Source organism: Streptomyces sp. P3 (assembly GCF_003032475.1).
Taxonomy (GTDB): Bacteria; Actinomycetota; Actinomycetes; order Streptomycetales; family Streptomycetaceae; genus Streptomyces.
This window is the reverse complement of the sequence record NZ_CP028369.1, coordinates 1,523,830-1,536,765: the sequence shown is the minus strand read 5'-3', so window position 1 is coordinate 1,536,765 and position 12,936 is coordinate 1,523,830. Positions and strand designations below refer to the sequence as shown.

At 73.2% G+C, this 12,936-nt stretch carries 9 protein-coding genes and 1 pseudogene; 6 read left to right on the top strand and 4 right to left on the bottom strand.

The window, feature by feature from the left end:
• Positions 1-127: 127 nt before the first annotated feature.
• Positions 128-1,066 carry an A/G-specific adenine glycosylase gene (locus C6376_RS06890; protein ID WP_107442605.1) on the bottom strand — a complete coding sequence of 313 codons (939 nt, stop codon included), beginning with the start codon at positions 1,064-1,066 and terminating at the stop codon, positions 128-130.
• Positions 1,067-1,322: 256 nt separating this feature from the next.
• Here C6376_RS06890 and C6376_RS06885 point away from each other — a divergent pair, with 256 nt between their 5' ends.
• Positions 1,323-2,168: a hypothetical protein gene (locus tag C6376_RS06885; protein ID WP_173985593.1), complete on the top strand. Its 846-nt coding sequence runs from the start codon at positions 1,323-1,325 to the stop codon at positions 2,166-2,168.
• Positions 2,169-2,274: 106 nt separating this feature from the next.
• Here the strand turns inward: C6376_RS06885 and disA are convergent, their stop codons facing one another.
• Together disA and radA are read right to left on the bottom strand one after the other, a co-directional pair.
• Entirely contained in the window at positions 2,275-3,399 is a 1,125-nt protein-coding gene (gene disA / locus C6376_RS06880) for a DNA integrity scanning diadenylate cyclase DisA (RefSeq protein WP_057577693.1), read from the bottom strand.
• A gap of 81 nt (positions 3,400-3,480) precedes the next feature.
• The gene (gene radA, locus C6376_RS06875; protein ID WP_107442604.1) at positions 3,481-4,890 is read right to left on the bottom strand and encodes a DNA repair protein RadA; all 1,410 of its coding nucleotides are present in this window, start codon (positions 4,888-4,890) and stop codon (positions 3,481-3,483) included.
• A 219-nt stretch (positions 4,891-5,109) separates the two neighbouring features.
• On the opposite strand from radA, the gene C6376_RS06870 reads away from it, so the two are divergent.
• Entirely contained in the window at positions 5,110-6,948 is a 1,839-nt protein-coding gene (locus C6376_RS06870) for a hypothetical protein (RefSeq protein ID WP_254075853.1), read from the top strand.
• Positions 6,949-7,081: 133 nt separating this feature from the next.
• Here the strand turns inward: C6376_RS06870 and C6376_RS06865 are convergent, their stop codons facing one another.
• Positions 7,082-7,888 carry a hypothetical protein gene (locus C6376_RS06865; RefSeq protein WP_107442602.1) on the bottom strand — a complete coding sequence of 269 codons (807 nt, stop codon included), beginning with the start codon at positions 7,886-7,888 and terminating at the stop codon, positions 7,082-7,084.
• A gap of 134 nt (positions 7,889-8,022) precedes the next feature.
• On the opposite strand from C6376_RS06865, the gene C6376_RS06860 reads away from it, so the two are divergent.
• From C6376_RS06860 to ilvD, 4 genes and pseudogenes are all read left to right on the top strand, one after another.
• Positions 8,023-8,955, top strand: a complete 933-nt coding sequence (locus tag C6376_RS06860) for a Ppx/GppA phosphatase family protein (RefSeq protein WP_107442601.1) — start codon at positions 8,023-8,025, stop codon at positions 8,953-8,955.
• Between the two features lie 191 nt (positions 8,956-9,146).
• Positions 9,147-9,950: pseudogene (locus C6376_RS06855) on the top strand (sugar phosphate isomerase/epimerase family protein); the annotation flags it as partial.
• 203 nt (positions 9,951-10,153) lie between these two features.
• Positions 10,154-10,759 carry a TetR/AcrR family transcriptional regulator gene (locus C6376_RS06850; RefSeq protein ID WP_107442600.1) on the top strand — a complete coding sequence of 202 codons (606 nt, stop codon included), beginning with the start codon at positions 10,154-10,156 and terminating at the stop codon, positions 10,757-10,759.
• A 174-nt stretch (positions 10,760-10,933) separates the two neighbouring features.
• Positions 10,934-12,787, top strand: coding sequence for a dihydroxy-acid dehydratase (gene ilvD, locus C6376_RS06845; RefSeq protein WP_107442599.1), 1,854 nt, complete (start codon positions 10,934-10,936; stop codon positions 12,785-12,787).
• The last annotated feature ends 149 nt before the right edge of the window (positions 12,788-12,936 follow it).

Sequence of the window (12,936 nt, the reverse complement as noted above, 5' to 3'; positions counted from 1 at the left end):
CGTTGTCTGTGAAGTGGCCATGTGTCAGTTCAGCGGCAGTCGGCTCAACGGCAGCCGGCTCAAGGTGAGTCGGTCCAACGGCAGTGGCTCAACGGCAGCCGGTTCAAGGGAGTCGGTTCAACGGCAGTCAGCTCAGCGGCAGGCGGTACAGCCCGCCGGGCAGCGGCTCCACCAGTCCGTCCGCCACCAGCCCGTCCAGCGCACGCGCGCGTTGCACCGGCTCGTGCCACACGCGGTCGAGGGCGGTCTGCGGCACGGGCGCGTGCGCGTCCCGCAGGACGGCGAGCAGCTTGCCCCTGACCTGCCGGTCGGTTCCGGCGTACGTCTGGCCGCGGCGCGGCGGTCCGTCGTGCTCCGGCTTGCCCGCGAGCCGCCACGCGCACTGCGCGGCGATCGGGCAGCGCACGCACGTCTCGCTCCTGGCCGTGCACACGAGCGCGCCGAGTTCCATGGACGCGGCGGCCCAGCGCGCCGCCGTGGGCTCGTCGTCGGGCAGCAGGGCGCGGGCGAGTTTGCGCTCGGCGGCCGTGGTGGCGTTCGGCGGGTACTGCACGCCCGTCACGGCGCGCGCGAAGACCCGGCGGACGTTGGTGTCCAGAACGGCGTGCCGCTGCCCGTACGCGAAGGACGCGACGGCCGCGGCCGTGTACTCGCCGATGCCGGGCAGCGCGAGCAGGTGGGCGTGGTCGGACGGCACGTCGCCGCCGTGCCGTTCCGTTATCGCCACGGCGGCGCCGTGCAGCCGCAGGGCGCGGCGCGGGTAGCCGAGCCGCCCCCACGCGCGGACCGCCTCACCGGGGGCTTCGGCGGCCAGGTCGGCGGGGCGCGGCCAGCGGGCGATCCACTGCTCGTAGACCGGCAGGACCCGGCTGACCGGCGTCTGCTGGAGCATGAACTCGCTGACCATCACGCCCCACGCGCCGGCCTCGGGGCGTCGCCAGGGCAGGTCACGGGCGTGGTCGTCGAACCAGTCGATCACGGGGGAGTGCAGGTCCGCTCCGCGGGCGTCGGCGTCGGCGTCGGCCCGGGCGGGGCTGCTGTGCGGGGGCTTCGTGGGCGCAGTCATGGCTCTTCCGATCCTGCCATGCCCACCGGCGCGCGCGCGTGCACCGCCACTCGGCCGGGACCGGCGCAAGGGCGTCGCGCGCCCACGTGCCGGGGGCGAGGCCGTGCGCGCGGCAGGGTGATCGTCAAGGCGCGGTGACCTCGCGGGCCGAAGCGGGGCGCGCGAGACCGGCCTCCGAAATGATGATCCGGAAAAGTTGTGTTCCCAGCGGCGGGTGAGGCCGGTGAACACGACGATCTCTCGTACAGTTTGCGCCGTGGGATCTCTGCGCAATCCGGTCGGGCCGCTTCCCTCCTCCATCTACTGGCGACGGAGGGTCGTACTGCTGTCCGCGTTCGCCCTGTTGGCGCTGCTGACCCTGTGGGTCGTGACCTCGGGCGGGGGTGCCGGCAGGAACGGCGCGGGCAAGGGCAACGGCAAGAACCCCGCCTCGTCCATCACGCCCGGACCGTCCGGATCCGGACCCGCGATCAGCCAGAACCCGGGCGGACGCGACGAGTCGAGCCCGGGGGCCACCAGCGGATCGGACGCGGACGCGGGCGCCGGCTCCGGTGGTTCGGACGGCGGTCCGGCCGGCGCCGGTGACAACGACGACGGCGCCAACGGCAGCGGCGACGGCAACGCGGCGGGCGCCGACGCCGGTGGTGCCGGTTCCGTTGGCGGCGGTACGGCCACGACGCTGCCCGTCGGCACCACCCTCCCCAACTGCACCGCGGGCGCGGTCACCTGGACGCTGCGCAGCATCCGCAACGACTACTCGCCCGACCAGACGCCGACCTTCCAGCTGATCGCGAAGAACAGCTCGGCGAGCGACTGCAAGGTCGATCTCGGTCCGAAGCGGGCGGTGTTGACGATCACTCAGGCGGCCGACGACAAGGACTACTGGTCCTCCGCGGACTGCCCCAAGGCCTCCGGCAGCCTGCTGTACCGGGTGCCGGCCGGGCAGAGCTTCACCTACACCGTGAAGTGGGACCGCAAGCCGAGTGCCCCCGCATGCGCCACTCCGCCGGCCGGGACGGCCAAGGCCGGCACGTATCTCCTCGAGGCGCAGGCCCCGGGCTTCGCGAAGGCGCAGACGTCGTTCGTGCTCAAGGACGACTGAGCGCCCCGCACGCACCCGCTTCCCTCACGCTGACTCTTCACCCGCGGGGCACGCCGCCTCCGCGGGGCACGCCCTCTCCGGCGGGTCGCTCACCGCCGGCGGCGGTTCAGACGTACCGCTCCAGGATCGAGGACTCGGCCAGTCGGGACAGGCCCTCGCGGACGCTGCGGGCCCGCGCCTCACCCACACCGTCCACCGTCTGGAGGTCGTCGACGCTCGCGGCGAGCAGCTTCTGCAGGCTGCTGAAGTGCTCCACGAGACGGTCGATGATCGCCCCCGGAAGACGCGGCACCTTGGCCAGCAGGCGGAACCCGCGCGGGGAGACCGCCGAGTCCAGTGCTTCGGGGGAGCCGGTGTAGCCGAGCGCGCGGGCGACCGTGGACAGTTCCAGGAGCTCGGCGTGGGTGAGCGCGTCCAGCTCGTGCAGCGCCTCGTCGACCGTGCGGGAACGCTTGGCCGTCGGCTCGGGGACGTAGTCGCGGACCACCAGTTCGCGCTCCGGCTCCACGCCCGCGATCAACTCGTCGAGCTGGAGGGCGAGCAGTCGCCCGTCCGTGCCCAGTTCGACCACGTATTCGGCGATTTCGGTGGCGATACGGCGCACCATCTCCAGACGCTGGGCCACCGCGGAGACGTCCCGGACCGTCACCAGGTCCTCGATCTCCAGCGCTGACAACGTTCCCGCGACCTCGTCCAGGCGGAGTTTGTAGCGCTCCAGGGTGGCCAGCGCCTGGTTCGCGCGGGACAGGATCGCCGCGGAGTCCTCCAGGACCCGGCGCTGTCCGTCGACGTACAGGGCGATCAGGCGCATGGACTGCGAGACCGAGACGACCGGGAAGCCGACCTGCTTGCTGACCCGGTCCGCCGTGCGGTGCCGGGTGCCGGTCTCCTCCGTGGGGATCATGGGATCGGGAACCAGCTGGACGCCGGCCCGGAGGATCTTCGACAGGTCGGAGGAGACCACGATGCCGCCGTCGAGCTTGCACAGCTCACGCAGACGCGTGGCCGCGAATTCCACGTTCAGGACGAACCCGCCCGTGCACATCGCTTCGACCGTCTTGTCGGAGCCCAGCACGATCAGCCCGCCGGTGTTGCCGCGGAGGATCCTCTCCAGGCCGTCGCGCAGGGCCGTGCCGGGGGCCACCGCGCTCAGCGCGGCGCGCATCAGGCCGTCGGAACCGGAACTCCCACCGGACTTTCCGGGAGCTGCCGCCCGGTCGTTGGCTGCCACTGCACTCCTCCGGTCACTGGGGTCTTGGGCGTCCCCGTTTCGCGCACTCGTTCGTACGGACGGGCGAGACCAGGGCAAAGTCTACCGGCGGTCCTCCGCGTCCCGCGGGGCCTCTCTGCGACGGGAGCGCGGCAGGACCCGCAGGGCGTCCCCCATGTCGGCCACTTCCAGGACCTTCATGCCCGCCGGGATCCTGCCGGGATCGCCCGGTACGAGCGCGTGCGTGAAGCCCAGGCGGTGGGCCTCGGCGAGCCTGCGCTGGACGCCCGTGACCCGTCTGACCTCGCCCGCGAGGCCCACCTCGCCGATCGCGACGAGGTTCTTGGGCAGCGGGGTGTCGCTGGCGGCGGACGCCAGGGCGAGGGCGATGGCCAGGTCCGCGGCGGGCTCCGACAGCTTCACACCGCCGACCGTCGCCGAGTAGATGTCCCGCTTGCCGAGCGCGGTGATCCGGCCGCGCTGCTCCAGGACGGCCAGCATCATCGAGACACGGGAGGTCTCCAGGCCGGACGTCGTGCGGCGGGGGGAGGGGATCTGGGAGTCGACGGTGAGCGCCTGCACCTCGGCGACCAGGGGCCGGCGGCCCTCCAGGGTCACCGTCAGGCAGGTACCCGGGACCGGTTCGTCACGACGGGTCAGGAAAAGTCCGCTCGGGTCGGCAAGGCCCGTAATGCCCTCATCGTGCAGTTCGAAGCAGCCGACCTCGTCGGTCGCGCCGTACCGGTTCTTGACGCCGCGCACCAGGCGCAGCCGCGCGTGCCGGTCGCCCTCGAAACTCAGGACGACGTCGACCAGGTGCTCGAGGAGACGCGGGCCGGCGATCGCGCCGTCCTTCGTGACATGGCCCACCAGCAGCGTGGACATACCGCGCTCCTTGGAGGCGCGGATCAGGGCACCCGCGACCTCGCGGACCTGGGCCATGCCGCCGGGCGCGCCGTCGATCTCCGGGGAGGCCACGGTCTGCACGGAGTCCACGATCAGCAGGGACGGCTTGACCGCGTCCAAGTGGCCGAGGACGGCCGCCAGATCGGTCTCCGCCGCGAGGTACAGGTGGTCGTCGATGGCGCCGATGCGGTCGGCGCGCATCCGGACCTGGGAGGCGGACTCCTCGCCCGTGACGTACAGGGTGCGGTGCTCGTCGCTCGCCGACTTGGCGGCCACGTCCAGCAGCAGGGTCGACTTGCCGACGCCCGGCTCGCCCGCCAGGAGCACGACCGCGCCGGGCACGAGCCCGCCGCCGAGGACGCGGTCCAGCTCGGCCACGCCGGTGGGGCGGGCGGTGGCCTGCCGCCCGTCGACCTGACCGATGGGCAGGGCGGAGGTGGTGACGCGCCCCGGCGCCGTGGTGCGGACCGCGGGCGCGCCGTACTCCTCGACCGTGCCCCAGGCCTGGCACTCGGGGCAGCGGCCGAGCCACTTGGCCGTCTGCCAGCCGCATTCCGTGCAGCGGTAGGACGGGCGGTCCTTGGTGGTCTTCGTACGGGCAGCCATGGGGAAACCGTAGCCGCCCGCACCGACAGCCGGACGTGCCTGTGGACGACGGGGGCGCGAAACGCCGGCGCCCCCTGTGAATCAGCCACGTCCCCTCACGAACGAGCCAGGGGACCCCCCTGGACGGTCCCCTTTTGAGGGATCGTTTCACCCGTACGGATTAAAAGGACTCAAGGGACAAGAAGACCTGGTTCGGTCCCGCCTACGGTCGCACGGGTGATGAGCAGCAGCCCGGAAACCCCGACCCGCACGACCGGCGCGCACCGGGCGCACCGGGAGGCGCGCGACGGCGCTGCGGCGCGCACGCTCGCGCAGCGGCCGCCCACGCGCTACGAGCCTTACCTGGACGGCCTGTTCACCTACTGTCTGTCCGTCCTGTGCGACCACGAGGCGGCCACCGCGGCCCTCGCCGACGCGCTGACGTTCGCCGAGCGGCGCGGCCAGCGCGGGCCGGACGCCCCGGGCGACCGCCGGGCCTGGCTGTACGCCCTGGCCCGCTGGGCCTGCCTGCGCAAGCTCGCCGAAGCCAGACAGAACCACCGCAGCGCACACGCCGCGCACCGCGACGGCCGCCGTCGCCAGGCGGGACCGCAGCCGCTGCCCGCGCCCCCGTCCGGCTCCGTCCCGGCAGGGTTCGTCCCGTCCGGCTCCGTCCCGCCAGGGTCCACGCCGGCCGGGTCCGCGCCGTTCGCCCGGTCGGCCCCGGCCATGCCCGACGCCGATCGGGAGCGCCAAAGACACGAGCTCTCCCGGCTGGCCTGGCCGGAGGCCGCGGGCACCACCCCGGAACAGCGCGAGGCGCTGGAACTCGCCGTGCGCCATCACCTCGCCGTCCACGAGGTCGCCGCCGTCCTCGGCAAGGACCTCGCCGCCGCCCGCGAACTGCTCGCCACGGCCGCCTGCGAGGTGGAGCGCACGCGCGCGGCCCTCGCCGTGGTCGAGACCGGCGGATGTCCCGGCGTGGCGCGACTGACCGGCGGGAACCAACTCGTGCTCAACGCCGTGCTGCGCCGTGAGCTCGTCCGGCACGTCGACGACTGCCCGCACTGTCGCCGGGCCGCCGGACGCGCCGTCCCCGGTCACTGGCCCGGTGCCGGCGTCACCCCCGCCGAACTGCCCGTCCTGGAAGCGCCCCGCGCGCGGCTGCACGTGGCCATGAACCACCTCCCGCGCGCACGGCGGACCGCCGTGCCGCGCTACGACCGGCGCGGCTTCCCGATGGACCCCAAGGACCACGCCGCCCGCCGGGAGCGTCTGCGCGCGCGTGCCGTGACGACAACCGTCGTCGCCACGGTCGTCGCCGCTCCCGTGCTCGCCGTGTGGGCGGCCTACCGGGGAACGCCGACGGGGGAGGGCGCCGAAGGACGCCCGGCGGGCGTCAGCGAGGCGCACGGACCCGACAGCCTGGACGGCGAGACGGAGGTCGGCTACGAGAACGCGGGGAACGTCAGCACCAGGCCCCGGAACCCTCTCGCGAAGGGCGACGACCCGGACGTGTCCGTGGAGGTCGTCAGCGTCACGGGACTCGCCGAGAGCGCCGCCGGACGGTTCTCCGTGACGGCCGCCACTCACGGCGACACCACCCTCGTCACCCTGACCGCGGACGCCGCCGCCGACGGCCCGGTCCGCTGGTCGGCGGTCACCGCGGCGCCCTGGCTGTACCTGAGCCGGTCAGCGGGCGTCCTGCGGCCCGGTGAGTCGGTGACGGTGAAGGTGTACGTGGATCACCTGCGCGAGCCCGCCGGGTCATGGCACGCACGCGTGGCGATCGCCCCGGCGGGCGCCGTCGTCTCGATCGAGGGCCACGGCACCGCCGCCGGCCCGTCCGCCCCCGGAAGCGGTCCGGGGCACGGCCCCGGTCCGGGCCATGGCGGCCCGCCCCCGGCCACGGACCCGGAACCCACGCCCACGACGCCGTCCGACCCGGACCCGACCCCCACCGAGCCGCCGTCCGGCTCCGACCCGGACCCGACCCCGGCCGACCCGACCCCGACCGACCCGGAGAGCCCGCCACCGTCGACGGGCGACGGCGACCCCCCGAGCCCGGCGACGTCCTGAGCCGCGTCCGCCATGTCGCCGCCCGTGTCTTCACTCATGTCTTCGCCCACGCCGTCGCCCACGTCCGCACCCGCCCCGCGACACGTCCCGGACGCGCTGCGGGCACCCGGCCCGTCGGGCGCGCCGCGGACGCTCAGCCCGTCGGCCGCGCCGGGTCCGCCGGGTGCGGGGCGAGGAGCGGGAGCTGCCCGGCGAGGCGTTCCTCGCACAGTTCGACCAGGCGGTCGTAGCCGGCCTTGCCCATCAGCTCGGTCAGCTCCGGCCGGTAGGAGACGTACACCGGGTCGCCCGCGCCGTGCGCCGAGGTCGCCGACGTGCACCACCAGTGCAGGTCGTGGCCTCCCGGGCCCCAGCCCCGCCGGTCGTACTCGCCGATCGACACCTGCAGTACGCGCGTGTCGTCGGGCCGGTCGATCCAGTCGTACGTCCGTCGCACCGGGAGCTGCCAGCAGACGTCCGGCTTGGTCTCCAGCGGTTCGCGGCCCTCCTTGAGGGCCAGGATGTGCAGCGAGCAGCCCGCGCCGCCCGCGAAGCCCGGACGGTTCTGGAAGATGCACGAGCCGTTGAACGGACGGGTCTGGCGCGAGCCCTCGTCGTCCTCCGCGATCCAGCCGTGCCTTGTGCCCTCGGCGTGGTGCTGCCAGATGTCGGGGGTGAGCCGCGCCACATGTCCGGCGACGCGCTTCTCGTCGTCCTCGTCGGAGAAATGGGCGCCCAGTGTGCAGCATCCGTCGTCCGCGCGGCCCGCCTGGATGCCCTGGCAGCCGCTCCCGAAGACGCAGTTCCAGCGAGAGGTCAGCCATGTCAGATCGCAGCGGAAGACCTGTTCGTCGTCCGCCGGATCCGGAAACTCCACCCACGCGCGCGCGAAGTCGAGCCCCTTCTCGTCCGCTGCCGGGGTCGCTTCCAGGGCCTTCTTCGCCTTCTTGGCCGCCGTCACCGCGTCCGCCCGCGAAGAACCGCCGGGGGATTTGTCGGTCTTCGCCTTTTTCGTCTTTGGCACCCGTCCAGGGTAAGTCGCCGGAAGCCCCTGCGGGGACGGAGCACGGCCGCATGGGCAGTAGCGTGCCCTACATGAGACTCGGTGTCCTCGACGTGGGATCGAACACGGTGCATCTGCTGGTGGTGGACGCCCACCCCGGCGCGCGGCCGCTTCCCGCGCACTCGCACAAGGCGGAACTGCGCCTGGCCCAACTCCTCGACGAGAACGGGGCGATAGGCGACGACGGCGTCGACCGGCTGATCACGGTCGTCCACGAGGCGCTGCAGGCCGCCGAGGACAAGGGCGTCGAGGACCTGCTGCCGTTCGCGACCTCCGCGGTGCGCGAGGCCAGCAACGCCGACGACGTCCTCGCGCGCGTGGAGGCCGAGACCGGTGTGGAGCTCCAGGTCCTCACCGGCGCCGAGGAGGCCCGGCTCACCTTCCTCGCCGCCCGCCGCTGGTTCGGCTGGTCGGCGGGCAAGCTGCTCGTCCTGGACATCGGCGGCGGCTCCCTGGAGATCGCGTACGGCATGGACGAGGAGCCCGACGCGGCCGCGTCCCTGCCGCTGGGCGCCGGCCGCCTCACCGCGGGCTGGCTCCCCGGCGACCTGCCCGACCCCGAGGACATCCGCGCCCTGCGCCGTCACGCCCGCGCGCAGATCGCCCGCACGGTCGGCGAGTTCAGCCGCCTCGGTGCCCCCGACCACGTCGTCGGCACCTCGAAGACCTTCAAGCAGCTCGCGCGCATCGCCGGCGCCGCCCGCTCCACCGAGGGCGTCTACACACAGCGTGAGCTCAAGCGGGAGTCCCTGGAGTCCTGGGTGCCCCGCCTGGCCGGCATGACGACCGCCCAGCGCGCGGAACTCCCCGGCGTGTCCGAGGGCCGTGCCAACCAGCTTCTCGCCGGCGCGCTGGTGGCCGAGGGCGCGATGGACCTCTTCGGCGTGGAGGCGCTGGAGATCTGCCCCTGGGCGCTCAGGGAGGGCGTGATCCTCCGCAAGCTCGATCACATGGCGGCCACGTGACCGGGACCGCCGCAGGGCCAGACGCCCGGACCGGCGTCCGGCGGCCCACCCCCGAGCTCTAGGACATCCCTCGCGCGGGGGGCGCGGCCGGCGGCGCGCACCACCCCGGCGCACACGCCCGCCCGTGGGGAACACCACAACGGCGATCGGGCGCGCGGTCCCACCCGACCGCACCCCGTAACCTGTCCCCCATGGCAGAGCCAGTCGTGCGGATCCCGGATGCGAAGGTCGCCCTGTCGACGGCCTCGGTCTACCCGGAGTCGACGGCGACGGCCTTCGAGATCGCCGCGCGCCTCGGGTACGACGGCGTCGAGGTCATGGTCTGGAACGATCCCGTCAGCCAGGACATCGACGCGCTGCGCAGGCTCAGCGACCACCACCGCGTCCCGATCCTCGCCGTTCACGCCCCCTGTCTGCTGATCACACAGCGGGTGTGGTCGACCGACCCGTGGACGAAGCTCCAGCGGGCCCGCGCGGCGGCGGAGAAGCTCGGCGCGAGCACCGTCGTCGTCCACCCGCCGTTCCGCTGGCAGCGCCAGTACGCGCGCGACTTCGTCACCGGCATCTGGCGGATGGCCGACGAGACGGATGTGCGGTTCGCCGTCGAGAACATGTACCCGTGGCGCTACCGCGACCGCGAGATGCTCGCCTACGCGCCCGACTGGGACGTCACGAAGGACGACTACCGGCACTTCACGATCGACCTCAGCCACGCCTCGACGGCCCGCGCGGACGCGATGCAGATGGTCGACCGCATGGCCGACCGGCTGGGCCATGTCCACCTCGCCGACGGAAACGGTTCGGCGAAGGACGAGCACCTGGTGCCCGGGCGCGGCTCCCAGCCCTGCGCCGAGCTGCTGGAGCGGCTCGCGCTGACCGGTTTCGACGGGCACGTCGTCATCGAGGTCAACACGCGGCGCGCGATGTCCGGCGCCGAACGGGAGGCCGACCTGGCGGAGGCCCTCGCCTTCACCCGCCTGCACCTCGCTTCGGCGTCCTCGGCGTCCCCGCCGTTCTCTTCGTCCTCCCTGTCGCCGTCGTCGTCCGCCAGGCCTTCCACGGCGTCCTCCCCGGCCCCCGCGCCCCCGCCGGAGTCCTCCTCGGCGCCCGACGGCTCCTCGGGGGCCGCGATGCCGTCCTCGAGGTCCTCCTCGCCGAAGTCCCGGGCCGCGTTCCGGCGCCCGAAGGCCCGCCGCCGATGACCGGCGTCACCGCCCGCAGGCGGGGCCGCCCTCCACGCGCGGAGTCGGCGGACACCCGGGACCGCATCCTGGCGGCCGCCCGTGAGGAGTTCTCCGAGCGGGGTTACGAGAAGACGTCCGTCCGCGGCATCGCGAAGGCGGCCGGTGTGGACCCGGCCCTCGTGCACCACTACTTCGGCACCAAGGAGCAGGTTTTCGAGGCCTCGATCGAGGTCGCTTTCGCGCCCGCGCTCAACGCGCCGGAGGCGGTCGCCGACGGGCCTCCCGACCAGGTCGGCGAGCGGCTCGCCCGCTTCGTCCTCGGCGTCTGGGAGAACCCCACCACCCGCAAGCCCCTGCTGGCGATCGTGCGCTCCGCGGTGAACAACGACACCGCGGCCGCCGTCTTCCGCCGCCTGGTCGCCTCGCAGCTGCTGCGCCGCATCGCCGCCCAGCTCGACCTGCCGGACGCCGAGCTGCGCGCCGAACTCGCGGCGGCGCAGCTGGTCGGCTGCGCGATGCTGCGGTACGTCATCAAGGTGGAACCGCTGGCGTCGGCGGATCTGGAGCAGATCATCGCGCGCGTGGCGCCGGTCGTGCAGGGCCACCTGACGGGACCGTGAGCCCGGGAAAGCGGGGCACGGACCGTGAGCCGCGGACCGGGGGCCGTGAGCCGGGGGGCGCGGGTGAGACATTCGTCCCGGAATGCGGACACATTGTCCGCCCTCTGGATGACCGGCGTACGCTCGTTAGCAGTCAGAAGTCTCTGATCGCAGTCTCTGAAGGAGCGAGCGACGATGCCCGAGCTGAGGTCCCGCACAGTCACCCACGGCCGCAATATGGCGGGCGCCCGCGCCCTTATGCGCGCCTCCGGTGTACCCGGTGCGGACATCGGCCGGAAGCCGATCATCGCGGTGGCCAACAGCTTCACCGAGTTCGTGCCCGGGCACACGCACCTGCAGCCGGTCGGCCGGATCGTCAGCGAGGCGATCACCGCGGCCGGCGGCATCCCGCGCGAGTTCAACACGATCGCCGTCGACGACGGGATCGCGATGGGTCACGGCGGCATGCTCTACAGCCTGCCCTCCCGCGACCTGATCGCGGACAGCGTGGAGTACATGGTCGAGGCCCACTGCGCCGACGCCCTCATCTGCATCTCCAACTGCGACAAGATCACCCCCGGCATGCTGAACGCGGCCCTGCGCCTGAACATCCCGACGGTCTTCGTCTCCGGCGGTCCGATGGAGTCCGGCCGCGCCACCCTCGTCGACGGCACGGTCCGCACGCTCGACCTGGTCGACGCGATCAGCGACGCCGTCAACGACAAGATCTCGGACGAGGACATCCTCCGCATCGAGGAGAACGCCTGTCCGACCTGCGGCAGCTGTTCCGGCATGTTCACCGCCAACTCGATGAACTGTCTGACCGAGGCCATCGGCCTGTCCCTCCCCGGCAACGGCTCGGTCCTGGCCACCCACACGGCCCGCAGGGCGCTGTACGAGAACGCAGGCCGCACGGTGATGGACATCACCCGCCGCTACTACGAGCAGGACGACGAGACGGTCCTGCCCCGCAACATCGCCACCATCGCGGCGTTCGAGAACGCGATGGCCCTCGACATCGCGATGGGCGGCTCCACCAACACGATCCTGCACCTCCTCGCCGCCGCCCAGGAGGCGGGCATCCCGTTCGGCCTGGAGGAGATCAACGAGGTCTCGCGCCGCGTGCCCTGCCTGGCCAAGGTCGCGCCGAACGTCGCGAAGGACCGCACGTACTACATGGAGGACGTGCACCGGGCCGGCGGCATTCCCGCCCTGCTCGGCGAACTGCACCGCGCCGGCCTGCTCAACGAGGACGTGCACTCGGTCCACAGCCCGTCCCTGGCGGACTGGCTGAAGACCTGGGACGTCCGGGGCGGATCCCCCTCGCCCGAGGCGCTCGAACTGTGGCACGCGGCCCCCGGCTGCGTGCGCTCCGCCGAGGCCTTCTCCCAGTCCGAGCGCTGGGAGGCGCTGGACGAGGACGCCGAGGGCGGCTGCATCCGCTCCGCCGAGCACGCCTACAGCAAGGACGGCGGCCTCGCCGTGCTGCGCGGCAACCTCGCCGTCGACGGCTGCGTGGTCAAGACGGCCGGCGTCGACGAGTCGATCTGGACCTTCGAGGGCCCGGCGGTCGTCTGCGAGTCGCAGGAGGAGGCCGTCGAGAAGATCCTCAACAAGCAGGTGACGGACGGCGATGTCGTCGTCATCCGTTACGAGGGCCCCAAGGGCGGCCCCGGCATGCAGGAGATGCTGTACCCGACGTCCTTCCTCAAGGGCCGCGGCCTCGGCAAGACCTGTGCCCTGATCACGGACGGCCGCTTCTCCGGTGGCACCTCGGGCCTGTCCATCGGCCACGCGTCCCCGGAGGCCGCGTCCGGCGGCACGATCGCCCTCGTCGAGGACGGCGACCGCATCCGCATCGACATCCCGAACCGCACCATCGAGCTCCTCGTGGACGACGCCGAACTCACCCGGCGCGAGGCGGCCCTCGGCGGCGTGTACGCCCCGAAGAACCGCGAGCGCAAGGTGTCGGCCGCCCTGCGGGCCTACGCCGCGATGGCGACGAGCGCCGACAAGGGCGCGGTGCGGGACGTGTCGAAGCTGGGCTGACGCCCGCGACCGACACGGCACCCGGCACCCGGCACCCGGCACCCGGCACCCGGCACCAGGGCCGAGGCCGGTGCCCACGCCGACCCCGGTCCCGGTCCGGCGTCCCGCCCGCCTCCCGACCTCGACGCCCTGAGGGCCGTCTCCGCCGG

Bases quoted from the DNA above. Each gene is read 5' to 3' on its own strand.
- C6376_RS06890 (WP_107442605.1), bottom strand. From the start codon at position 1,066: ATGACTGCGCCCACGAAGCCCCCGCACAGCAGCCCCGCCCGGGCCGAC.
- radA (WP_107442604.1), bottom strand. From the start codon at position 4,890: ATGGCTGCCCGTACGAAGACCACCAAGGACCGCCCGTCCTACCGCTGC.
- C6376_RS06870 (WP_254075853.1), top strand. From the start codon at position 5,110: ATGAGCAGCAGCCCGGAAACCCCGACCCGCACGACCGGCGCGCACCGG.
- C6376_RS06860 (WP_107442601.1), top strand. From the start codon at position 8,023: ATGAGACTCGGTGTCCTCGACGTGGGATCGAACACGGTGCATCTGCTG.
- C6376_RS06850 (WP_107442600.1), top strand. From the start codon at position 10,154: ATGACCGGCGTCACCGCCCGCAGGCGGGGCCGCCCTCCACGCGCGGAG.
- ilvD (WP_107442599.1), top strand. From the start codon at position 10,934: ATGCCCGAGCTGAGGTCCCGCACAGTCACCCACGGCCGCAATATGGCG.